The sequence below is a fragment of the Bradyrhizobium sp. GW821-FHT13H05 genome (genome assembly GCF_058804065.1).
Genome location: NZ_JBXAPO010000002.1, coordinates 345,076 through 368,358 on the forward strand (window position 1 = coordinate 345,076; position 23,283 = coordinate 368,358).

The 23,283-nt window shown below is 64.1% G+C and carries 20 protein-coding genes; 9 read left to right on the forward strand and 11 right to left on the reverse strand.

Annotated features, from left to right (window positions below; all coding sequences use genetic code 11):
* Nucleotide 1: 1 nt before the first annotated feature.
* Genes AC1RR3_RS06055 through AC1RR3_RS06080 form a run of 6 tightly spaced genes read left to right on the forward strand, consistent with a single transcriptional unit; the run spans nucleotide 2 to nucleotide 6,202 of the window.
* A complete protein-coding gene (locus AC1RR3_RS06055; RefSeq protein ID WP_492820374.1) occupies nucleotides 2-712 on the forward strand; it encodes a DUF1028 domain-containing protein in 711 nt (236 codons plus the stop codon).
* A complete protein-coding gene (locus AC1RR3_RS06060) occupies nucleotides 709-1,698 on the forward strand; it encodes an ABC transporter ATP-binding protein (RefSeq protein ID WP_492820376.1) in 990 nt (329 codons plus the stop codon). The genes AC1RR3_RS06055 and AC1RR3_RS06060 overlap by 4 nt, the downstream gene beginning before the upstream one ends.
* On the forward strand, nucleotides 1,698-2,798 hold the full coding sequence (locus AC1RR3_RS06065; protein ID WP_492820378.1) for an ABC transporter ATP-binding protein: 1,101 nt from the start codon (nucleotides 1,698-1,700) through the stop codon (nucleotides 2,796-2,798). The genes AC1RR3_RS06060 and AC1RR3_RS06065 overlap by 1 nt, the downstream gene beginning before the upstream one ends.
* A gap of 24 nt (nucleotides 2,799-2,822) precedes the next feature.
* On the forward strand, nucleotides 2,823-4,334 hold the full coding sequence (locus AC1RR3_RS06070) for an ABC transporter substrate-binding protein (protein WP_492820380.1): 1,512 nt from the start codon (nucleotides 2,823-2,825) through the stop codon (nucleotides 4,332-4,334).
* 31 nt (nucleotides 4,335-4,365) lie between these two features.
* Nucleotides 4,366-5,307 (forward strand): ABC transporter permease, encoded by a 942-nt coding sequence (locus AC1RR3_RS06075; RefSeq protein WP_492820382.1) that lies wholly within the window; start codon nucleotides 4,366-4,368, stop codon nucleotides 5,305-5,307.
* A gap of 4 nt (nucleotides 5,308-5,311) precedes the next feature.
* Nucleotides 5,312-6,202, forward strand: a complete 891-nt coding sequence (locus AC1RR3_RS06080; protein ID WP_492820384.1) for an ABC transporter permease — start codon at nucleotides 5,312-5,314, stop codon at nucleotides 6,200-6,202.
* On the opposite strand, the gene cnbZ is transcribed toward AC1RR3_RS06080, so the two are convergent.
* The 10 genes from cnbZ to AC1RR3_RS06130 form a co-directional block, all read right to left on the reverse strand.
* Nucleotides 6,199-6,942, reverse strand: a complete 744-nt coding sequence (gene cnbZ, locus AC1RR3_RS06085) for a 2-amino-5-chloromuconate deaminase CnbZ (protein WP_492820386.1) — start codon at nucleotides 6,940-6,942, stop codon at nucleotides 6,199-6,201. The two genes, AC1RR3_RS06080 and cnbZ, sit on opposite strands and share 4 nt — an antisense overlap.
* Nucleotides 6,943-6,951: 9 nt before the next feature.
* Entirely contained in the window at nucleotides 6,952-8,202 is a 1,251-nt protein-coding gene (locus AC1RR3_RS06090; RefSeq protein ID WP_492820388.1) for an adenylate/guanylate cyclase domain-containing protein, read from the reverse strand.
* Nucleotides 8,199-8,588 carry a response regulator gene (locus AC1RR3_RS06095; protein ID WP_492820390.1) on the reverse strand — a complete coding sequence of 130 codons (390 nt, stop codon included), beginning with the start codon at nucleotides 8,586-8,588 and terminating at the stop codon, nucleotides 8,199-8,201. Before AC1RR3_RS06095 ends, AC1RR3_RS06090 begins: the two co-directional genes overlap by 4 nt.
* Nucleotides 8,585-10,633, reverse strand: coding sequence for a sensor histidine kinase (locus AC1RR3_RS06100; protein ID WP_492820392.1), 2,049 nt, complete (start codon nucleotides 10,631-10,633; stop codon nucleotides 8,585-8,587). Before AC1RR3_RS06100 ends, AC1RR3_RS06095 begins: the two co-directional genes overlap by 4 nt.
* A 56-nt stretch (nucleotides 10,634-10,689) precedes the next feature.
* Nucleotides 10,690-11,670, reverse strand: a complete 981-nt coding sequence (locus AC1RR3_RS06105) for an ABC transporter substrate-binding protein (protein WP_492820394.1) — start codon at nucleotides 11,668-11,670, stop codon at nucleotides 10,690-10,692.
* Nucleotides 11,671-11,783: 113 nt separating this feature from the next.
* Nucleotides 11,784-14,879, reverse strand: a complete 3,096-nt coding sequence (locus tag AC1RR3_RS06110) for a MexW/MexI family multidrug efflux RND transporter permease subunit (RefSeq protein WP_492820396.1) — start codon at nucleotides 14,877-14,879, stop codon at nucleotides 11,784-11,786.
* A 68-nt stretch (nucleotides 14,880-14,947) separates the two neighbouring features.
* Nucleotides 14,948-16,141 (reverse strand): efflux RND transporter periplasmic adaptor subunit, encoded by a 1,194-nt coding sequence (locus AC1RR3_RS06115; protein ID WP_492820398.1) that lies wholly within the window; start codon nucleotides 16,139-16,141, stop codon nucleotides 14,948-14,950.
* 1 nt (nucleotide 16,142) lies between these two features.
* On the reverse strand, nucleotides 16,143-16,829 hold the full coding sequence (locus tag AC1RR3_RS06120) for a TetR/AcrR family transcriptional regulator (RefSeq protein ID WP_492820400.1): 687 nt from the start codon (nucleotides 16,827-16,829) through the stop codon (nucleotides 16,143-16,145).
* A gap of 156 nt (nucleotides 16,830-16,985) precedes the next feature.
* Nucleotides 16,986-17,576 carry a thiamine pyrophosphate-dependent enzyme gene (locus tag AC1RR3_RS06125; RefSeq protein ID WP_492820402.1) on the reverse strand — a complete coding sequence of 197 codons (591 nt, stop codon included), beginning with the start codon at nucleotides 17,574-17,576 and terminating at the stop codon, nucleotides 16,986-16,988.
* The gene (locus AC1RR3_RS06130) at nucleotides 17,573-18,115 is read right to left on the reverse strand and encodes a phosphonopyruvate decarboxylase (RefSeq protein ID WP_492820404.1); all 543 of its coding nucleotides are present in this window, start codon (nucleotides 18,113-18,115) and stop codon (nucleotides 17,573-17,575) included. The genes AC1RR3_RS06125 and AC1RR3_RS06130 overlap by 4 nt, the downstream gene beginning before the upstream one ends.
* Before the next feature lie 106 nt (nucleotides 18,116-18,221).
* On the opposite strand from AC1RR3_RS06130, the gene AC1RR3_RS06135 reads away from it, so the two are divergent.
* The 3 genes from AC1RR3_RS06135 to AC1RR3_RS06145 all read left to right on the forward strand — a co-directional run bounded on the left by AC1RR3_RS06135 (nucleotide 18,222) and on the right by AC1RR3_RS06145 (nucleotide 21,862).
* Complete coding sequence (locus tag AC1RR3_RS06135) at nucleotides 18,222-19,442, forward strand: cytochrome P450 (RefSeq protein WP_492820406.1); 1,221 nt, start codon at nucleotides 18,222-18,224, stop codon at nucleotides 19,440-19,442.
* Between the two features lie 194 nt (nucleotides 19,443-19,636).
* Nucleotides 19,637-20,851, forward strand: coding sequence for an ornithine--oxo-acid transaminase (rocD, locus tag AC1RR3_RS06140; protein WP_492820409.1), 1,215 nt, complete (start codon nucleotides 19,637-19,639; stop codon nucleotides 20,849-20,851).
* Between the two features lie 255 nt (nucleotides 20,852-21,106).
* Nucleotides 21,107-21,862 carry a hypothetical protein gene (locus AC1RR3_RS06145; protein WP_492820411.1) on the forward strand — a complete coding sequence of 252 codons (756 nt, stop codon included), beginning with the start codon at nucleotides 21,107-21,109 and terminating at the stop codon, nucleotides 21,860-21,862.
* Nucleotides 21,863-21,922: 60 nt separating this feature from the next.
* On the opposite strand, the gene AC1RR3_RS06150 is transcribed toward AC1RR3_RS06145, so the two are convergent.
* Complete coding sequence (locus tag AC1RR3_RS06150; RefSeq protein ID WP_492820413.1) at nucleotides 21,923-23,080, reverse strand: diphosphate--fructose-6-phosphate 1-phosphotransferase; 1,158 nt, start codon at nucleotides 23,078-23,080, stop codon at nucleotides 21,923-21,925.
* Between the last annotated feature and the right edge of the window lie 203 nt (nucleotides 23,081-23,283).

Here is a 23,283-nt window from a genome sequence, read left to right on the forward strand (position 1 = left end):
CATGACCTGGTCGATCATCGCGCGAGACCCTGCCACCGGCCAGTTCGGCATTGCGGTAGCGACCCGCTTCTTCGCCGTCGGCGCACGCGTGCCCTACATCGCGGCCGGCCTCGGCGCGATCGCGACGCAGGCCTTCGTCAATCCCTATTACGGCATCGACGGCGTCAGGCTCTTGCGTGAGGGCCTGAACGTTCATGACGTTCTCGCCACCTTGCTCGCGAGCGACGACGGGCGCGAAAGCCGCCAGATCCACATCATGGATGCGAGCGGCGAGATTGCTGCGCATACCGGGCGCGATTGCGTCGACTGGTGTGGTCACATCGCGGGCAGCGGCTTCTCCATCGCCGGCAACATGCTGGCCGGCGCCGACGTGCTCGACGAGACCGCAAAGACCTACATCGCCAACGACACCCTGCCCTTTCCGCGCCGCCTGCTCGCCGCCATGCGCGCGGGCGAAGCCGCAGGCGGCGACAAGCGTGGCAAACAATCCGCGGCGCTCCTGATCCACGGCGAGGAGGAATGGCCGGCGCTGGACATTCGCGCCGACGATCATCCAGATCCGCTTGGTGAGCTCGAACGGCTTGAGCGCGTCAGCCAGGAACTCTGGGTGCATTTCCGCCCCTCCATGCCGACACGGCAGAACCCGGCCGGCAACACCGATCGCAGCGTCATCGAGGCCACCATCAAAGCTGCTCAGGCGAAACAAGCATGAGCGCAAGCCCTCTCATCGAGATCAAGGATCTGCGCATCCGCTTCCACGGCGATGACGGCCGCGTGACCCATGCGGTCGACAGCGTCGATCTCAGCGTCGCCAACGGCGCAACGCTCGGCCTCGTCGGCGAATCCGGCTGCGGCAAGAGCGTGACGTCGCTGGCGATCATGGGCCTGCTGCCGAAGCAGAGCGCAGAGATATCCGGAACGATCCGCTTCGACGGCTTTGATCTCTTGAAGACCTCGGACCAGACGCTGCGCGACCTCCGCGGCAATCGGCTCGCAATGATCTTCCAGGAGCCGATGACCTCGCTCAACCCGAGCTTCACCATCGGCGACCAGATCACCGAAACGATCCTGCGTCATCGTGGCGGCTCGCGGAAGAGCGCGCGCGAGCGGGCGATCGAGCTGTTGCGCCGCGTCCACATACCCTCGCCCGAGCGACGGATCGACGAATATCCGCACAAGCTCTCCGGCGGCATGCGCCAGCGCGTGATGATCGCGATGGCGCTCGCCTGCGATCCGCGCCTGCTGATCGCAGACGAGCCGACCACAGCGCTCGACGTCACCCTGCAGGCGCAGATCCTCGAGCTGATGCGCGAGCTGAAGGCCGCGAGCGGCGCCGCCATCATCCTGATCACCCACGATCTCGGCGTGGTCGCCGAGGTCTGCGACGAGGTCGCTGTGATGTATGCCGGCGAGATCGTCGAGCGCGCGCCGGTCGACGAATTGTTCGCTACCCCGCAGCATCCCTATACGGTCGGCCTGCTCGGCTCGATCCCGCGCCTCGACCATCGCGCCGAGCAGCTCGCGACCATCGAGGGCATGGTGCCGAACATGGCCCAGCCGCCCGCCGGCTGCCGCTTCAGCGCGCGCTGCCCGTTCGTGCTGGACGCCTGCATCAAGGCGCCGCCGCCGCTGGTCGAAGTCAGCCCCGGCCACCTCTCGCGCTGCATCCGCGCGCCGCTCGAACTGCTGGTGTCGTGATGGCGCTGCTCGAGGTCGAAGGCCTGGTCAAGCATTTCGTCGCCGAGCGCTCGCTGTTCGGCCGGGCGCTGGCGCATGTCAAAGCGGTCGATGGCGTGTCCTTCTCGCTCGACGCCGGCAAGACACTTGCGCTCGTCGGCGAATCCGGTTGCGGCAAGTCCACCGTCAGCCGCCTGGTGCTGCGGCTGATCGAGCCGGATGCCGGCGCAATCCGTTTCGAGGGCCGCGATCTCCTCGCACTTGACGCTAGCGCGCTGCGCGCCTTTCGCCGCGAAGCGCAGATCATCTTCCAGGACCCTTACGCCTCACTCAATCCGCGCATGACGGTCGGCCAGATCCTGACCGAGCCACTGGCGCTGCACGACCTCGTGCCGCCAGCGCAGCGGCGCGAGCGCGTCGCGGAAATCCTGCGGCTGGTCGGGCTTGAGCCGCGGCTCGAGCGGCGCTATCCGCACGAATTCTCCGGCGGCCAGCGCCAGCGCATCGCCATCGCCCGCGCGCTCGCGGTTGAACCCAAACTGATCATCTGCGACGAGCCGGTCTCGGCGCTCGACGTCTCGATCCGCTCGCAGATCCTCAACCTGCTGCGCGAGCTCCAGGACCGGCTTGGGCTGGCCTATATCTTCGTCTCGCACGACCTCGCCGTGGTCAAGCACATCGCCGACCATGTCGCCGTGATGAATCTCGGCCAGATCGTCGAGACGGCGGAAGCGGATGCACTGTTCGCAGCGCCCCGCCACCCCTATAGCCGCGCTCTGTTGTCCGCGATCCCCGTGCCTAAACCGCGGGCAAAACGCAGCCGGATTGTGCTTCAGGGAGAGATCCCCAGCGCGCTGAACCCACCGCCCGGATGCCGTTTCCACACCCGGTGCCCCTACGTCATCGACCGCTGCCGCAGCGAAATGCCACAGCTGGTGGCAGATGGCATCGGACATGCAACGGCTTGTCACCGAACGTCGGAACTGCCGTCCTCCGCGGCGATCGTCCCCACCGACGGCGGCTTTTCGCCGGTCCTTGAAAAATTGGTCGCCGCCTTCAGCGGCGGCCCGGAAGCAGTCCGCGGCGGCGGGGTTAGTTCATTGGGGACGGACCCGGTCTAGCTCGCAAAACAGAGGTTGAGAGCGATGAGTTTCATGCGTTTGACACTTTTGGCGTCGGCCCTGCTGACGTCGCTCATGGGCGCAGCCCAGGCTCAGACCACACTGCGCATCGGCATCGCCGAGGATCCTGATATCCTCGACCCCAGCATCGGCCGCACCTATGTCGGCCGCATCGTCTTCTCCGCCTTCTGCGACAAGCTGTTCGACATCGACGAGAAGCTCAACATCGTGCCGCAGCTCGCGCTGTCCCACGAGACCTCGGCCGACGGCAAGGAGATGACGATCAAGCTCCGGCCGGGCGTCAAATTCCACGACGGCGAGCCGCTGGACGCGGAAGCCGCAAAATTCTCGATCGAGCGTCACATGACGCTGCCGACCTCGTTCCGCAAATCCGAGCTCGCCAGCGTCGACCATGTCGAGGTCGTCGATCCCCTGACCATCAAGCTGGTGCTGAAGACGCCCTACTCGCCGCTGATCGCCCAGCTCACAGACCGCTCCGGCATGATGGTGTCGCCCAAGGCAGCGAAGGAAGCCGGCGACAAGTTTGGCCTGCATCCGGTCTGCGCCGGCCCTTACAAATTCGTCGAGCGCGTCCAGCAGGACCGCATGGTGTTCGAGAAGTTCGCCGACTACTGGAACAAGGACAATATCCATATCGACCGCGTCGTGTTCCTGCCGATCGTCGATGCGACGGTACGGCTTGCGAACCTCAAGTCCGGCGCGCTTGATCTGATCGAGCGCGTGCTCGCCACCGACATCAAGGATGTGCGCTCCGACCCACGCCTCGTGTTGTCGACTGCGGCGGAGCTCGGCTATCAGGGCCTGACCATCAATATCGGCAACGACAAGGCCAAGGGGCCGCTCAGCCAATCGGCGAAGGTGCGCAAGGCACTCGATCTGTCCATCGATCGCGAGGCCATCAACCAGGTCGTCTTCAACGGCGAGTTCACCCCCGGTAATCAATGGGTCAGCCCGACGCATCCCTATTACCAGAAGTCGTTCCCCATCCAGGGCCGCGACATCGCCAAGGCCAAGGCGCTGTTGAAGGAAGCGGGCGTCAGCCTGCCCGTCACCGTCGACTACATGGTGCCCAAGGGCACCGAGTACGAGGCCGTCGCCCAGGTCGTGCAGTCCATGGCCGCAGAAGCCGGCTTCGACATCAAGATCCGCGCTGTTGAATTTGCGACGACCTTCAAGCAGTCCCAGGCCGGCGAGTTCCAGGTTTTCCAGATCAACTGGAGCGGCCGCATCGATCCCGACGGTAACTCCTACATCTTCATGCGCAGCAAGGCACCGCAGAACGATGGCGGCTACGCGAACCCGGAAGCCGACAAGCTGATGGAAGAAGCCCGGACGATCTCGGGCTTCGCTGAGCGCAAGGCAATCTACGAAAAGCTGACCAATATCCTGCTCACCGACCTGCCGATCATCTACATCTATCACCGCACGCTGCTGATTGCGCACACGACCAAGCTCCAGGGCTACAAGCAGATGCCCGATGGCCTCGTCCGCGTAGTCGGATTGAAGTTCAAGTGATCGCGTCAACGCCCGGGACGCGCGTAGCAAAATGCTGAACTTCCTCGCTCACCGGATCGCGCAGATCGTGCCGACACTGTTCTTCGTGTCGGTGCTGATCTTCTCGCTCCAGCAGTTGCTGCCGGGAGATCCCGCGCTGGTGATGGCCGGCGAAGAACGGGATCCCGCCGTCATCGAGCAGATCCGGCAGCAGTACAAGCTCGATCAGCCGATCCCCGTGCAATATGTCTACTGGCTCAAGGGAGTCCTCACCGGCAATTTCGGCGAGTCGCTGCGCAACAAGATGCCGGTGCGCGAGCTGATCGCACAGAAACTGCCGGTGACGCTCCAGCTGGGGTCCATGGCGATCCTGATCGCGTTCTGCATCGGCATTCCCGCCGGCATCGTCTCCGCGGTGAAGAAGGGCACGGCCTGGGACTATGGCGCCAATCTGTTTGCGCTCTGGGGCATCTCGACGCCGAATTTCTGGCTCGGAATCCTCATGATCTTCCTGTTCTCGATTCATTTGGGCTGGCTGCCCGCCTCGGGCTACGTGCCGCTCACCGAGAACTGGCGCGCCAGCCTGGCCGCCACCATCATGCCCGCCTTCGTGCTCGGCAACGCGATCTCCGCGATCCTGATGCGGCATACCCGCAGCGCCATGCTCCAGGTGCTGGAAAGCGACTACGTCCGCACGGCGCGCGCGAAGGGCCTCTCCGAGCGCTCCGTCATCCTCAAGCACGCGATGCGCAACGCGCTGACGCCGATCATCACACTCGGCGCGCTCGAGCTCGGCACCCTGCTGTCGGGCGCGGTGCTGACCGAGCAGATCTTCTCCATTCCCGGCTTCGGCAAGCTGATCGTGGACGCCGTCTTCAACCGCGACTACGCGGTCGTGCAAGGCGTGGTGCTGGTGACGGCCACGGTCTACATCACGCTGAACCTGGTTGCCGACGTCGCCTATATCCTCGTCAATCCGCGGCTGCGGGACTAACGCCATGACCGACACCGCGCTGCCTGCCGCCCCCTCCACCGCGCAAGCCTATGAGCTGGACAGCCCGGCCCGCCGCGCACGGCGGCGGCTGTTCAAGCGCAAGGCGGCGGTGTTCGGGCTCGTCGTGCTCACGATATTGATCGCTCTTGCGGTCCTCGCGCCGCTCGTCGTGCCCTACGATCCCATCGCGACGAGCTGGAGCCTGGTGCGCAAGCCGCCAACCGCAGCACACTGGTTCGGCACCGACGAGCTTGGCCGCGACATCCTCAGCCGCGTCGTCTATGGCGCGCGCGCCTCGCTGCTCGCCGGCCTCATCTCGGTCGCGATCGCGCTCGGCGTCGGCGTGCCGCTCGGCCTGCTTGCGGGCTATCGCGGTGGATTTGTCGATGCGCTGATCAGCCGGATCACGGATGCGATGTTGGCCTGCCCGTTCCTGATCCTGGCGATCGCGCTGGCCGCGTTTCTCGGTCCGAGTCTCGGCAACGCCATGATCGCGATTGGAATCTCGGCAACCCCGATCTTCATCCGCCTGACCCGCGGCCAGGTGCTGAGCGTCAAGGCCGAGGACTATGTCGAAGCCGCACGCGCCCTCGGCAACCCCGGCTGGCGGATCGCGTTCTCGCACATCCTGCCGAACATCCTGCCGGCGCTGCTGGTGCAGGCGACGCTGTCCATTGCGGCGGCCATCATCGCCGAAGCCGCGCTGTCGTTCCTTGGCCTCGGTCAGCAACCGCCGGCACCGTCCTGGGGCAGCATGCTCAATGCGGCGCAGCGTTTCCTGACCCAGGCGCCGTGGATGGCGATCTGGCCGGGCTTAGCGATCTTCCTCGTGGTGCTGTCGCTGAACCTGCTCGGCGACGGCCTGCGCGACGCGCTCGACCCGCGCCAGCGCTAGATCACCACCTCCCGCAGCACGCGGCGGCAATCCATCTCGTATTCGAGATCAACCACCGGCGGGCGGGCAAAATGCCAGGTCAGACCCGAGCGCAGAGCGCCACGGCGGACCAATTCGTCGACCAGCGCATGGTGGAAGTCGCGGATCGAATAGGCCTGCACGGCTGTCGTGTCTCTCCAGCCGAAGCCGAACGTCTCCATCCGCTTTTCCATGTGAGACGTCGTGACGCGTACCTTCTCCTGCAAACCATCCGGGCTAAGGTCGCGGTAACGCACGATACGCTCAACATAGCTGGCGCTGCCCTCGCGCGCCTCGGCACCGCCGGCGATCACGAAGCTCGGCGCCTTCGACCGCGTCGGGCGCGTAAAGGAGAACGCGTGGAATGACGGTTCGGATGGCGGGTCGATCTCCGGGCAGACATTGCTGCGCGCCACCGGATTGGTACTTCCGTCGAAGATGCCCCATTCCGACAGCGTCTTCACATAATGCAGGTTGAACGCGCGAAAGCCTTCTTCGCTGAAGGCCGCCGGTGAACGCAGCTCGCAGGCGCAAAACGCCGTCAGCGGCCGCCCCGCCTCCTGGATGAATTTTGCCGCCAGCGCAAATCCCTCGGCCAGCGGCACCAGCCGGTCGAAGCGGACGCGCTCGATCTCATAACCGTCATCCGCAACGGCGCCTGCCGAATACTGAAAGACGGACGGGATGAAGCGGTAGTTGCCGACAGAGAACTCACTGACCATGACGAACTCCTAGTCCAGTTGCATGCGACTGCCCTTGGCACCGTTGAGCAGGCGCTTCAGGTGAAATCCGGCCAGCGGGTCGTCGGCATGCACACCGACCAGCGCGGCGAAGGCCGGCATGGCGGCGACGTCGCCGGCCTCCATCTTGGCGAACGCTTCGCAATATTGCGCTGTCACCGGCGCTTCGAACCGCGCCTGCCGCAGTGGCTCGAACGCGCGCAGTGGTTCGCTGCGCCCGCGCAGCATCAGGTCACCCACGGGACGGCCCTGGAAATTCTCCGCCGCCTTGGCGACGCTGGCGCTGACACAGACACGCGTCCCCAGATGCTTGTTGGCGGCCTCCAGCCGCGCCGCGATATTGATGGAATCGCCATAGGCGGTGTAGTCGAAGAATCGGTTGCCGCCGAAATTGCCGACCAGCGCGGGCCCGGCGTGAATGCCGATGCGGGTGGTGCCGAAGTTCACCCCCTTGGCCTTCTGGCGCGTGCAGAAATCCTGCGCCCAGGCATCGAGATCATGGGCGCAGGCGACCGCACGCGTCGCATAATCGGGCTGATCGCCGGGCGCGTTGAAGAGCACCTGGATCGCGTCGCCGATGATCTTTGCCACCGTCCCCTCATGCGCGAAGACGATCTCGGTCATCCCGCCGACATATTCGTTGAGGAGTTCGCCCAGTGTCTCGGGCGGTGCGGTCTCGACCAGCGAGGTGAATCCGGTGATGTCGGTGAAGATGGTCGCGACATCGCGCCACTGCACCTGGATTCCTTCATCCTCGCCGCCTGCGGCCAGGCGCCTGGCGAGCTCCGGCGAGAAGTGGCGCGACAGCGCGGCATGGGCTCGCTCCGCCTCGGCTTGGCGCCGTCGCACCTCGCGCAGCATCTCGATGTGACGCATGGTCTTCTGGATCGTGGCTTCCAGGTCGGCGAAGTCGATCGGCTTGGTCAGGAAGTCGAACGCGCCACGGTTCATGGCGGTGCGGATGTTGCTCATGTCGCCATAGGCCGAGACGATGATGGTCGACTTCTTGTCCTCTGCTTCCTGGAGCTTCGCCAGCAGCGACAGCCCGTCCATGCGCGGCATGTTGATGTCGGAAACCACCATGTCGACATCGGGATTCTGCTCGAGCGACTGCAGCGCCTCGAGGCCGTCGCGGGCGAAGACGAGAGTAAGCAGCCCATCGCGGATCTGCCTGCGGAATTTTTGCAGGATCAGCGCCTCGAGATCCGGCTCGTCGTCGACGAAGAGGATGGTCGCGCTCATGCGGCTTGCTCGAGCCTCGTGTCGATTTCCTGGCGCAGCAGCGCAAAGTCGATCGGCTTGGTCAGGAGCCCGTTGGCGCCGCGCTCGATCGCCTTTCTGCGCGTCTCGGCGTCGCCATAGGCGGTGATCATGATGACGGGAACGTGGGGATAGTCGGCGCGCACTTTCGGCAGCATGTCGAGCCCGCTCATGCCGGGCATGTTGATGTCGGACAGAATCAGGATCAGCGAGGGATCGCGAACCTCGGCGGCACGCCTCAGCGCGTCGGCCGCAGAAGGAGCAAACTCCATCTGGAAGCGGCCGGCACGCAGGTCGCGCCGGAAGTGCTGCCGGAACAGCGGCTCGACGTCGGGCTCGTCATCGACGACCAGGATGTAAACGTTCAACTCTTGCCTCCGGGAGTGTCGCCCACTGCCATCTTGCGCGGCAGCGTAATGATGAATTCGGTGAATACGCCGGGCTCGCTCGTCACGTCGATCGTGCCGCCGTGCTGTTTCACGACGATATCATGGCTCATGGACAGGCCGAGCCCGGTGCCCTCACCGGCCGGCTTGGTGGTGAAGAACGGATTGAACAATTTCGCCTTCACCTCAGGCGGAATCCCGGTGCCGTTATCGCGAATCCGGATCTCGACCTTGTCGCCCAGGTTTTTGGTGACAGCGCTCAAGGTGGGCTCGAAGCCTCCCGCAGCGCTCTCCTTGCGCTTGGCCGCAGCATAGAAGCCGTTCGAGACCAGGTTGAGGAAGACACGCGTGATCTCCTGCGGATAGATGTCGACCATGCCGGCGGCGGGGTCGAACGCGCGCTGGAGCGTGACGTTGAAGGCAGGCCGCTCGGCGCGCGCGCCATGATAGGCGAGATTGAGGCTCTCCTCGACGACGGCATTGATATCGCTGGGACGATGCTCGCCGGAACCCGCGCGCGAATGCAGCAGCATGTTCCTGACGATGGAGTCGGCGCGCTTGCCGTGCTGCACCACCTTTTCGAGATTGCCCTTGAGCATTCCGGTCAGCTCGTCGACGTCCTCCTTCGTCTTGCCGTCGAGCGAGGCCGACTGCAGGGTCTCGTTGAGCTCGTCGATCAGCTCGGTCGAGACCGCCGAGAAATTGTTGATGAAATTGAGCGGGTTCTTGATCTCGTGGGCGATCCCCGCCGTGAGCTGGCCGAGGGAGGCGAGCTTCTCGGTCTGGATCAGGCGATCCTGGGCGGTACGCAGATCGTTCAGCGATTGCCGGAGTTCCGCCGTCCGCTGCTCGACCTTGTTTTCGAGATCCGCATAGGATTCCTGCAAGCGCGCGCCCATGTCGTTGAACTGGTCGGCGAGCCCTTCGAGTTCGTCGCCGGTCCGGATCGAGATGCGCTGCGAGAAATCGCCGCCCCCGATCCGCTCGGCACCGCTGCGCAGTGCCTGGATCGGCCCCACCATGCGGCGCGCGAGAAATACCCCCGCGAGAACCGCGAAGATCGACGCCGCAAGCAGCACGATCGCCAGCCGCTGCAGCGAGGCATAGAGCGCGGCATAGGCCTCCTCGACCGGCAGCTCGACGAACATCGTCCAGTGCAGCGGCTCGATCGGGGCCGAGGCGGTCAGCACCTTTTGTCCCTGGATGTTACGCGCTTCGGGAAGCGCGTCGGACATGGTGCCGCCTCCGGCCTGCGCGGCGTGCACCTGCGCGAGGCCGGACATGTCGGTGTTGCGCAGGACCAGGCTGATATCGGGATGCGCGATCAGGCGCCCCTCCGGGCCAACCACATAGGCGTGTCCGTGCTTGCCGACCTTGATCTGGGACACCACGTCCCAGATCAGCTTGAGATTGACCTCGGCGATGCTGACGCCCGCATCCTTGCGCGCGCCGGCCAGCGCCAGCGTCATGTAGGGCTCGGACTCCCGGCGGAAATAGACCGGCCCGTAATAGACCTTGTGCGCGACCGCCTCGGTGAACTTCGGATCGGCCGACAGGTCGATCCCGCTGTCGATCGCGTCCATGGCCAGCCGCGAGACCCGCAGCCGTTCCTTGCCCGTGGAATCCACCTGGGCGAGCTCGGTGATCGCAGGCACCTGACGCAGCAGCCGCAGCGCGTCGAACCTGCGCTGCTCGATCGAGCCCGCCGTCCACGGCAGCTGCGTGGTCCAGCCGAGCTGGCTTTCGATCTCCTTGATGAACTGGCCGATCTTCGCCGCGGCAGCCTCGGCCTGCTCATGCTGGACCCGGATCAGCGAGGCCTTGTGCTCGCGATAATAGAACAGGACCTCGAACAGGCCGTTGGCCAGCAGCGCGACGGCGACGACCGCCACGAACAGCGCGACATATTTGGCAAACAGCCGCGTCCTGATCCGACGCCCCGCCGCTTCGCCCGACAAGGCCCCCTCGGGGGCCGCGCTCGGCAACGTCCTGGCTTGCGGGGTGGAGGGATGGAGGGACAGGCTCATTTCCGGGAACCTAGCAAGAAGACCGGACCTTGTCTCTTGCCCCAGCACGCACGAGGCTACTCGATCACCTCGTCCGCCAGCGCAAGCAATGTGGGCGGAATTTCAAGTCCGGTCGCCTTCGCCGTCTTGAGATTGAGAACCAGGGGATAACGGGTGGGCAGCTCGAACGGCAGATCACCGGGATTTGCCCCATTGAAGATGCGAGCGACCAGCGCGGCCGCCCGCTCGAAGGATTCCGACGAGTCCGCTCCGTAGGACATCAAGCCGCCGTCGCGCGCGAACTCGTCGAATTCGTAGATCGCCGGCAACTTTCGGACGGCCGCGAACTCGAACACGCGCTCGCGGTTGAGGATGGTGAGCGCGTCCGCCACCATCAGGATGCCGTCGGGCAAGTCGTCATTCATCGCCGAAAAGGCTTCGTCGAAATCGTCGGGTTCGCGGACGCCTAACGCCTGCACGGTCAGCCCAAGCGCCTGGGCAGCCTTCGCGGACGCCTGATAGCGCATGGTCATGCCGAGGTCGTCCTTGTTCCAGAGCATGGCGACCTTGGCCAGTTTCGGCGATATCTCCTTGAGCAGCGACAGCCGCTTGGCGCTGAGTGTCGCCGCGACATCGGAAATCCCCGTGATCTTGCCGCCTGGATGCGCCAGGCTCTCGATCAGCCTGGTTTCGACGGGATCACCGACGCCGCTGGCCGCAACGGTGGCAATGCCGGCCGCCTTGGCGGCCATTGCCGTCGGGTAGCCGATGATCACGATGGCATCGACGTTCTTGGCCTTCAGCTCCGCGATCAACGCGGGGAGCAACGTGACATCGCCAAGCGCGCCCCGCGCTTCAAAGGTCAGGTTCTGGCCAAGCTTGAACCCATGCTCACCGAGCACCTTGATCAGGATCTTGCCGCCCCGGCTCGCCTCCGTAACCGGCGCGATCGGCGTCAGCGTACCCAGACGGTAGATCCTGCCGCTCTGGGCCGCGGCAGAGTACGGCCCCAACAGCGAAACAGAGCCGAGCCCGCTCAGGAAATCGCGCCGCCTCATCATGCTTTCCTTGTCCCGGCGCCAACAGCGCGCCGCGCAAGTTTAGCACGGGACAAGAAAAAAGCGGCAATGGCGATGGCCATTGCCGCTTTGCAATCTTCGATCGAACGGCCTCAGGTCGGCCGCAACGCCTTGGAGCCGAGGTCGAGCTCGTTGACCTGCTTGTTCCGCTCGGAATCGGCTGCCGCACGGTGGTCGGTCGCCAGCACCACATAAACGGCGGGCAGGACGAACAGCGTGAACAGCGTGCCGATCGACATGCCGGCCACGACGACCAGACCGATCGAGAAGCGGCTGGCCGCGCCCGCGCCGGTCGCGGTCAGGAGCGGGATCAGACCCGTCACCATCGCGGCCGTGGTCATCAGGATCGGGCGCAGGCGGATACGGGCCGACATCTCGATGGCCGAGCGGCGGTCGAGCCGCTCCTTGACCTGGAGCTCGTTGGCGAACTCCACCATCAGGATGCCGTGCTTGGTGATCAGGCCGACAAGGGTCAGCAGACCGACCTGGGTGTAGATGTTCATGGTCGCCATGCCGAAGAACAGCGGGATCAGTGCGCCGACGATCGCCATCGGCACCGAGATCATGATCACGAACGGGTCACGCAGGCTCTCGAACTGCGCCGCCAGCACCAGGAAGATGATGATCAACGCAAAGCCGAAGGTGATCGCAAGCTGGTTGCCCTCCTGCACGTACTGCCTGGAGTCCGCGAGATAGTCGTGGCTGAAGCCGGCCGGCAACTTCTTGGCCTCGCCCTCGAGGAAGTCGACCGCCGAACCCACCGTCACGCCGGGCATCGGCACGGCCGAGAAGGTCGCCGAATTGAGCTGGTTGTAGTGGGTCAGCGAATTCGGATCGGTTTTGGTCCTGACCGAGACCACGGTCGACAGCGGGAGCTGCTGGCCCGTGTTGGTCGTCACATAATAGCCGCCGAGCGATTCCGGCGAGAGCCGGCTGCTGCGCGGGACCTGCGGGATCACCTGGTAGGAACGGCCCTCGAGGTTGAAGCGGTTGATGTAGTTGCCACCGAGCAGCACCGCGAGCGTCGAGCCGAGGTTCTGCATGTTGACGCCGAGATCCTGGGCCTTGGTGCGGTCGATCGTGACCTCCACGTTCGGCTGATTGTAGGCGAGGTCGCTGTCGGAGACGATGAACATGCCGCTCTTGCGCGCGGCGTCCTTCAGCTTCTCCATCTGCTCAAAGACCGTCTGGAATCCCGCGGTGGAATTGATCACCATCTGCACCGGCAGACCGCCCGGGCCGCCCGGCAACGGCGGCAGGTTGAACGCGAAAGCCTGCACGCCCTCGATCTTGGAAAGCTCGGCCTGCACCAGCGGCTTCAGCTGGATCGACGAGCGCTTGCGCTCGTCCCACGATTTGAGCAGCATGCCGGCGATGCCGCCCTGCGGGCCGTTGATGCCGTTCAGCACGAAGCGCAGATCGGTCTCGGGGAACTTCTGGAATTTCTCGTCGAGCTTCTCGCCGTAGAAATCGACATAGTCGATGTTGGCGTATTTCGGCGCCTTGGTCACCGCGAACACGATGCCCTGGTCCTCCTCAGGCGCCAGCTCCTTCGAGGTGTGCATATAGAGGAAGCCGACCAGCCCGAGGATCGTCACCGCGAACAGACCGGTGATGGCCTTGTAGTCGAGCGAGCGGTCGAGCCTGCGCCCATACCAGCGCGTCAGCGCGCCGAACACCTTGTTGACTTGCTTCGCAAACCAGCCCTCTTCGGTGTTCTTGAGCAGCACCGAGCACATCATCGGCGACAGCGTCAGCGCGATGACGCCGGACACGATCACCGATCCTGCGAGCGTGAAGGCGAATTCGCGGAACAGCGAACCGGTGAGGCCGCCGAGGAAGCCGATTGGCGCGTACACGGCCGCGAGCGTGATGGTCATCGAGATGACGGGCCCGACGATTTCGCGCGCGCCTTCCAGCGCCGACTGGACCGGTGTCTTTCCCTCCTCCAGATGGCGATGGATGTTCTCCACCACGACGATGGCGTCGTCGACCACGAGGCCGATCGCGAGCACCATCGCCAGCAGCGTCAGCAGGTTGAAGCTGAAGCCCAGCGCCAGCATCAACGTGCAGACGCCGATCATCGACAACGGGATGGTGACGACGGGAATGATGACCGAGCGCAGCGAGGCCAGGAACAGGAAGATGACCACGATCACGATGATCACGGCCTCGCCCAGCGTCTTCTCCACCTCGTCGATCGAAGACTGGATGAACTTGGTCGAGTCGTAGGCGACCTTCATCTTCATCGACGGCGGAAGGTTGCGCTCGAGTTCCGGGAACAGCGCGCGCACGCCCTTGACCAGCGTCAGCGGGTTGCCCTGCGGCGTCGCGTTCACGCCGATGAAGATCGCATGCTCGCCGTTGAAGGCGACGCTGGCATCCGTGCTCTGCGCGGCGAGCTCGACGGTGGCGATGTCCTCCATCCGCACGAAGCCGCCGTCCTTGGCCTTGACGATCATCTTCCTGAACTGGTTGACGTCCGTCAGGCTGGTGTTCGTTGAGATGTTGGAAACGATCAGATAGCCCTTGGTCTGCCCCGCCGCGGACTGGAAGTTGTTGGCCGTGATCGCGGCGGCGACGTCGGCCGGCGACACGTTGCGGCCGGCCATCTTCATGGGATCGAGCCATAGCCGCATCGCAAAGGTCTGGCCGCCCAGAATGTCGGCCGAGGCCACGCCGTCGACTGTCGACAGCACCGGCTGCACCACACGCGTCAGATAATCCGAGATCGCCGAGCCCGACAGTTCCTCGGAGGAGAAGCCGAGATACATCACGGCCGTGGTCTGGCCGGTGGTCTTGGTGACGATCGGGTCGTTGGATTCCTTCGGGATCAGGTACTTGACCGAGTTCGTCTTGGCGAGCACCTCGGTGAGCGCCTGGTTCGGATCGAAGTTCAGCTTGATGTAGACCTGGATCGTCGAGGTGCCGAGCACCGAGGACGAGGTCATGTAGTCAACGCCTTCGGCTGAGGCGACCGCCTGCTCGATCGGCGTCGTGATGAAGCCCTGGATCAGGTCCGCGGACGCGCCCGGATAGACGGTCGTGATGTTGATGACCGTGTTCGAAAGCTTCGGATATTGCCTGATCGGCAGCACCATCGCCGCGCGCAGGCCGATCAGCAGGATCAACAGGCTGACGACGACCGACAGGACCGGTCGTTTGATGAAAATGTCGGTAAAGCGCATCGCGGCGATCTCGATTTCTTTGTCTCAACGGACGTGATCCGGCCGAGCCGGATCACGCGCTTGTATTGTCAGTAGCGCGGCGGCTGCGCCGGGATCTGCGGCGCCGGATCGGTCGAGATCGCAACTGCGGCGCCCGATTGCAGCTTGAGCTGGCCGACGGCGACGACCTTGTCGCCCACCTTCACGCCCTTGATGATTTCGACACGGCCGTCGACACGGCTGCCGGTCTGCACGAAGGTGCGGACCGCGGAGAGGCTTGTCTTGCCGTCCTCTTCCTTCTTCTCGGTGATCACGAACACGGAGTCGCCGTACAGCGTGTAGTCGACCGCCGTTTCCGGCACGGTGATCACGGCCGGCTTCGCCGGCAGCACCACCGTCGTGGTCACGAACATGCCCGGCTTCAGGATCTTCTCCGGATTGGCGACCGTCGCCTGCACGCGGATGTTGCGGGTGTCGGCCGCGACCTGCGGCTCGATCGTGGTGATCTTGCCGTCGAAGGTGCGGCCCGGATAGGCGTCGACCCTGAGCCGCACCGGCTGGCCGACCTTGAGGTTGCCCGAATCCTTTTCCGTCACCGTGAAGTTGGCCCACAGCTCCGACAGATCGGTCAGCGACACGATCGCCGTGCCGGCCGTCAGATACTGGCCGACCTCGACCTTGCGGACGCCGAGATCGCCGGAGAACGGCGCACGGACCAGCTTCTGCGAGATCAGCGCTTCGGTCTTGGCGATGCCCGCCAGCGCCTGATCATAGGCGGCCTGCGCCGTATCAACGGTCGCCTGCGGACCGAACTGGCGCGACGCCAGCTGCTTGGCGCGGTCGAGCGAGAGCTGCGCGACGGTTGCCTGCGCCTTGTAGTTGGCGAGGTCGCCCTGATCGGGCGCGTCGAACAGCTGCACCAGCGGCGTGCCGGCTTCGACATGCGCGCCCGGCTCGAACTTGATCTCGGTGACGCGGCCGTTGACGTCGGCACTGACGTCGACCTGGTGCACGGCAGCAAGGCCGCCGACCGCGGTGAGCAGGTTCGGCACCACCTCGGACTTCGCCTCGGCCGCACTGACCGCGGTCGGCGGCGGCTTGTTGTTGGCGAAGAACTGCTTGATCATCTGGCCGCGGAAATAATTGAACCAGACGAGACCACCGACCAGCACACCAAGCAGCGTGCCGACGATGATGAACCACAGCACCGGCCGGACCGGACGCTTGGGAGCCTTGTTGTCGATCGGTTGGCCCGAAATCTTGTGTTCGGCTACGATGTTCATGTCATGCACTTTCTGCAATCGCCGTCTTGCTCGCACGCGGCGCCCATTCGTGGCCCAAATGCGAAGCAATTGCGGCGTCGTTAAGTCCGATACCCCTCAAGAGAAACTCACAGAGCTGCCGCTCCAGATCGTTCGCCTTGCCGTAGACGAGACAGGGCGTGGCCGGCAGCCTGGTCAGCGCAGCCGTCATCACCGTGTGATGCGCAAACCAGAACAGGTTGAGCGGATCCCCGCTGAATGGCCGCGCGTCACCGCTAGCGACAGCGCGCTCGAGCGAGGCGAGGAAAACCGCCCCGATCAGCTTCTCGATCTTGGCATATAGCAGACGGGCGAATTCGCCGTCATCCAGATGGCTGGTGGCCATCAGTCGCAGGCGCTGCGCCTCCTCCTGGTCAGGTCCGTCGGCGATGTGGAGGAAATGCTGGACCATGCCGCGGATCAACTCGACCAGCGTGGCCGTCGAAGGCTCCCGCTCGAGCAGGTCCGTCAGTGCCGGATCGGCTTCGCATTCGTCGCTGAGGATTTCGGCGTAGAGCGCCGCCTTGGACGGGAAATGCTTGAACAGCAGCGCCTCGGAAATGGCAGCGGCGGCCGCCACGCTCTTGGTCGTGGTGCCGGTATAACCGTGTCGGGCGAAGCAGCGTTTCGCGGCACCGAGGATCAATTGACGCCTCAGGTCGCTCGTCATACGCAATGAGCTCATGCTAGTGAGTAAGCACTCACCCACGCAAAAGTCAAGTATAATGCTGCATCGCAACCTGAATGCGTTGTAAAATCAGTGGAAATTGGCCGCGCCCGCACGGCCCGCGTGCAGGACCGGGGCGCCGGAAGGACTGGATGGGCCCTAAATGGGCTGGAAGCCGAGGTCGCCGCGGATCCGGTTGACGATGTAGGTCCCGTCCCGGGTGGGCAGGATCCGCTCCAGGCTGGCGCTGTCGATCTTCACATTGGCGAAGCGCGGGCCCGCCGAGACGTCGTGGACGGCCTTCGCAAAGGCCTCGACCTCGGCCATGGTCGAGATCGACTGGCTGTCCTGGATGCCGCAGGCCCTGGCGACGCCAACCAGGTCGGCGGCGGCCGAGGTGTGGCTGGTCTGGCCGCCGGTCTCGCCATAGGCCTCGTTGTCGAGCACGACGATCGAGAGGTTGGACGGTTTTTGCAGCCCGATGGTGGCAAGGCTGCCCATGCCCATCAGCATCTCGCCGTCGCCGGTAATGACCAGCACCGGCAGCTTCGGCTGCGCCAGCGCGAGGCCGAGGCCAATCATCGCGGCGCCGCCCATGCCGCCCCAGAGATAGAAGTTGCGGGCGTGGTCACCGGCCGCGCACATATCGTTGGTGGAGGCGCCGAGGCCGCCGATTGCAACCACGTCCTTGCGGTTCGCCAGCAATGCGGAGACGACCTGACGGCGGTCGAGGAGATTGGCCTTGCTCATTTGGTGAAAACCTTGGCGCCGATCAGGCGCTGCGACAGCAGAACGGCGGTGGGCGTCAGCGCATTGTAGGCCTGCGCAGCCGCGGCCTCCATCACGGCCGGCACCTCGGCTGCGTTCGAGGCGCGCAGCACCTGGACGCCCGAGAGCTCGAACACGCCCTGCGTGGTCGATCCCATCGGCACCTGCCACGGATTGAACTCGCCCCATTCGCCGCGCATGGTCACCAGCGTGAGGAACGGAAAGCGCAAGATCGGGATCAGCGACAGCATGTTGATGCAATTGCCCACCCCGCTCGACTGCATCAGCAGCACGCCGCGCTGCCCGCCGGTCCAGGCGCCGGCGAGCAGCGCCACGCCCTCCTCCTCCGTCGTCAGCGCAATGCCGCACATCGTGGACGAGCCCAGCACGCGCTGGATCAGTTTTGAATGGCCGGCATCGGGCACGTAAGGCACCTGCCGGACGTCGAAGCGTTGCAAGGTCGCGAAAATATCGTCGGGCCAATTCGGCGCCGTGTCGGCAGCGTCAGCGCGTGCGTGCATTTTCCTGTCCGGTCGGCTTGCAAATCACGGCCCGACTGTAGACGGTGACCGGAGCCGCTCGAAAGAGCGAAAACAGCATATCGGTCTCATCAGGCGAGTATGGCGGATGAACGCAAGTGCGAAAGACCTGGCGGCCCATTTCGATCTAACGAGGCTGACGGCGGACTTCTACGCCGATCCCTATCCGACTTATCGTGCACTGCGGGAGAACGAGCCGGTCAAGCGCCTGCCGAGCGGCACCGTGTTCCTGACCCGCTATGACGATCTCGTCACCACCTACAAGAACACGAAGTCATTCAGCTCGGACAAGAAGCGCGAGTTCGCGCCGAAATACGGCGACACCCCGCTCTACGAGCACCACACCACCAGCCTCGTCTTCAACGATCCGCCTGCGCATACCCGCGTGCGGCGCCTGATCATGGGCGCGCTGTCGCCACGCGCGATCGCAGGCATGGAGGGTGACCTCATCAAGCTGATCGACGGTTTGCTCGACGCCATCGCCGCCAAAGGCCATTGCGAGCTGATCGAGGATTTTGCGGCCTCCATCCCCATCGAGGTCATAGGCAATCTGCTCGATGTCCCCCACAACGAACGCGAGCCGCTGCGCGACTGGTCGCTCGCGATCCTCGGAGCGCTCGAACCTGTCGTATCGCCTGACGTGGCTGCGCGCGGCAACAAGGCGGTGACGGATTTCCTCGCCTATTTGGAAACGCTGGTCGCACGCCGTCGAGCGAAGCCCGGCAATCCCGAACGCGATGTGCTGACGCGGCTCATCCAGGGCGAGGACAACGGCGAGCGGCTGACCGAGAAGGAGCTGCTGCACAATTGCATCTTCCTGCTCAATGCCGGCCACGAGACCACCACCAACCTGATCGGTAATGGCCTGGTCGCGCTGCACCGGACCCCCGATCAGAAGCAGCGGCTGATCGACAACCCCGATCTGATCAAGACCGCGGTGGAGGAGATGCTGCGCTACGAGAGCTCGAACCAGCTCGGCAATCGCATGACCACCGAACCCGTCGAGATCGGCGGAATCATGCTCGAGGCCGGCACATCGGTGACGCTGTGCATCGGTGCCGCCAACCGCGATCCCGCGCAGTTTCCGGACCCTGAACGCTTCGACGTCGCACGCACGCCGAACCGGCACCTCGCCTTCGCCACCGGCGCGCATCAATGCGCCGGCATGGCGCTGGCGCGGCTGGAAGGGGCCATTGCGATCTCGCGCTTCCTGGCGCGCTTCCCGAACTATGCCGTGAGCGACGAGCCGGTGCGGGGCGGACGGGTGCGGTTCCGTGGGTTTTTGAGTGTGCCTTGCGCGATCGGCTGATCGCCCAAAACAAAAATGTCGAAAACAACCCCATGCACAGTAGACGGCGGTCGGCAGAAGATTGCCATCTGGATCCGCATAACCATTTGACGAGGGAAGCAAATCAGCGGCATCGCGCACCGCGCCGATGCCCGGATCAATTTGAGCGTGGTGCAGCCGGTTGACGCCGGCACGCAGCAATGGAGTGACGAAGAATGAGCTCGTCCGTCATTGATTACCTCGCAACGGAAGCGCGCCTTGGCGCCCACAATTACGCGCCGATCGGGGTCGTCCTGTCGCGCGGCGAAGGTGTCTGGGTCTGGGATACCGACGGCAACCGCTATCTCGATTGCCTCTCCGCCTATTCGGCCGTCAGCCAGGGTCACTGCCACCCCAAGATCCTGGCGGCGATGGTGGAACAGGCACACCGGCTGACGCTCACGTCACGCGCCTTCCACAACGACCAGCTCGCCTTGTTCTACGAGGAGATCGCGGCGCTGACCGGCTCCCACAAGGTGCTGCCGATGAACAGCGGCGCCGAGGCGGTCGAAAGCGCCATCAAGTCGGTGCGCAAATGGGGCTATGAGGTGAAAGGCGTGCCGGACGGCCATGCCGAGATCATCGTCTGCGCCGACAATTTCCACGGACGCACGCTGGGCATCGTCGGCTTTTCAACCGACCCTGAGACCCGCACCCACTTTGGACCGTTCGCGCCGGGCTTCAGGATCATCCCGTTCGGTGACGCCAAGGCGCTGGAACAAGCGATCACGCCAAACACCGTCGCCTTTCTGGTCGAGCCGATCCAGGGCGAAGCCGGTGTCATCATTCCACCGGCCGGCTATTTCACTGAGGTCCGCGCGCTCTGCACGGCCAACAACGTCATGCTGGTGCTCGACGAGATCCAGACCGGGCTTGGTCGCACCGGCAAGCTGCTTGCCGAACAGCACGAGGGCATCGAGGCTGACGTGACGCTGCTCGGCAAGGCCTTGTCAGGCGGCTTCTATCCGGTGTCGGCCGTGCTCTCGAACAACGACGTGCTCGGCACATTGAAACCCGGGCAGCATGGCTCGACCTTCGGCGGCAACCCGCTTGCCTGCGCGGTGGCGCGCGCGGCGATGCGCGTGCTGGTCGAGGAAGGCATGATCGAGAATGCGGCCAGTCAGGGCGCGCGCTTTCTGCAAGGCTTAAAGAACATCCGCGCCAACACGATCCGCGAGGTGCGCGGCCGCGGCCTGATGCTGGCGGTCGAGCTGCATCCGGAGGCCGGCCGCGCCCGCCGCTACTGCGAGGCCCTCCAGGGCAAGGGCATCCTCGCCAAGGACACCCACGAGCACACCATCCGCATCGCCCCGCCGCTGGTGATCACCAGCGACGAGGTCGACTGGGCGCTGGAGCAGTTCTCGACGATTCTGACGCAGGATTTGTCTTGAGGGGGGGCCCGCGTCGGAAGATCGAGCACCTCGTCGGCCCGGGCAAGTAGCGCGGCTCCGGAGACTTGCGCAAGAACTGCACCCACGCTGACCTATGTTGGGCTCGTCATCCGACGTCACCGTCGCTGAACCTTTGCGGGATTTTCGGGACCAACCTTTATAGGCTGCGAGAACGCCGGCCTTCTGCCGTGTCCTCGCCCGAGCATATTGAAATCTGATTTTATCGGCGCTGCATTTGCATAAGAGAGGTCCGTTATGGACCGAACAGCTGGCAGGAAAGTCTGTTGCCATGCCATCCGGTGTCATTCGCCGGGATGGCGCCACTGTCGCATTCTCGTTGTTGCGGTGCTGTGTGCCACATGCGCCCTCCTGTTTGCGAGCGAAGCCAGCGCTCAATGCACGGCGCGAGATGTCCTGCAGAACCAACTAAGACTCAAGAAAGCTCCGTCAGCTGACAGGCCGCAAATCCTGATCAAATCCGCCGTCGATGTTCCCGCGTGGAAGACGATCTCAATCGGGACGTTTGCAAATTTCTTTACCCTCAGTAACGCATTGGATGCGGCAGGTTGCGGCATCGGAAACTCGGCGGGCGAGATTCTCGCACGGCCGATCTTTACCCTTCGCGACACGAAAACAAGCGTAGAGCTTCTCGCGGTATCGGTGGCCGAACTCGGCTTTCAGACCGATACTGCGTTGCTGGCGGACATTTATGCGCGGGCCAAACAGCTGGGTTTCGGACTTGCGGCGGCAGAAGTCGGGCCACAGCTGAGGCTTCAATATTTTGACCAGCCGATCGGTGAATTTCTTATCATCGGAATGGAGCCAATCAGGACGTGGAATGGCACCCCCGTCATCTTGAATGTAGCTAATGGCGGAGCGGGACTCATTCTCATCGGCCAGGATGGCAGCGCCGATGCCCAGATCCCCGTGGCATCGCGTTTTGTGTTTGTGCGGACAGATGGAGCCGCGCCCGCCGAAGCGCCGGAGGCCGTAGTGCTTGTCGGCCGCTGAATTTTCAAGCTCGCAGGATGGGGCGAGAGCCTCATGTTGAGAACACTCTCTCCTGCAATGTCACACGAACGGCGGGAAGATATCGGGCCGCTGGGGTAGAAGCCGCCGAAAATAGCGCCTTCCTTCTTCCGAAACGGCATTGCTGCCGACAAGGAAATCGTCGGGCATATGGCGTGTTTTGCCGGCCACGCGATCGAGTGGCACGAGCCGAGGTTCGATACGCTCGCCGTCATAATGCAGCACCACCGAGCCGCTGCCGGTCAAGGCGCTTTGCGCGGCAAATGCGCCAGCGTCGAAAGCCTCCTTGCGGTCGGTTTCGTCGATCACGCCGATATATCCGCGCGGCAGATAGCCGAGCGTGTCGACACGCGCCCGCGCTTTAGGAAAACGCGATTTCAGCGCTTTCTGGATCTCGATGCCGAGATCACCGCCGGTTAATTGCAGATTGCCATGGGCGTCGCGCTCGACCGCCTCGCCCGCCAGCGCCTCGGCGAGAGGCCGGCCGGCTTCGTCCTGCACGCCCTCGGACATCGAGACGATACAGCGGCCCAGCCGCGTGTAAACCGCATCGACGTCGTCGAGGAACTGGACCACCGAGAACGGCTTTTCCGGCGTGTAGATCAGATGCGGAGCATCGTCGGGCGATTGCTGCCAGCCTGCCGCCGCGGCGGAGAGAAAACCGGCATGGCGACCCATGACGATGGCCACATAGATGCCGGGCATGGCGCGAAAATCGAGATCCATGCTGACAAGGGCATTGGCGACGAAGGCGGCTGCCGAGATGAAGCCGGGGACGTGGTCGTTCTCCATCAGGTCGTTGTCGATGGTCTTGGGGGCATGCACGAAATGGCAGGGGCCACTCGACTGCTGCCGCAGCAATTCGAGCGTTCCGGCGGTGTCGTTGCCGCCAATATAGACAAAGGCGCGGGCGCCCAGCCGGTCCAGAGCCGCGAGGATATCAGAACATGCGCCGGAATCCGGTTTGTCGCGGGTCGAGCCGAGCGCCGAATTGGGCGTGTTGCCGAGGCGGCGGAGTTCGGCCTCGGGCATGGTGGAGAGGTCGACGACGTTCCCCGCCGTGAGGCCTCGCACACCATAGCGCGCGCCCAGAATGCGCAACGACGGATCATGCCGGCGCGCCGCAAGGATGGCGCCACACAAGGTCTGGTTGATCACGGCGGTGGGGCCGCCGCCCTGGGCGATGACGATTGATGGCATGGATCCTCTATGAGTTGTTTCCGGCTATGCCCCCTTGGACTGTGAGAGACGATTGAAGCGAAGATTGGTCAATGCTGCAACGGGCGGCGTGCCTGCAGAACTCGTAGGATGGGTAGAGCGAAGCGAAACCCATCAAACTTCATCGTTGCAGTTGGATGGAACAAGAAGGACTAGACCCTGGTTGTCAAGGCGATGGGTTTCGC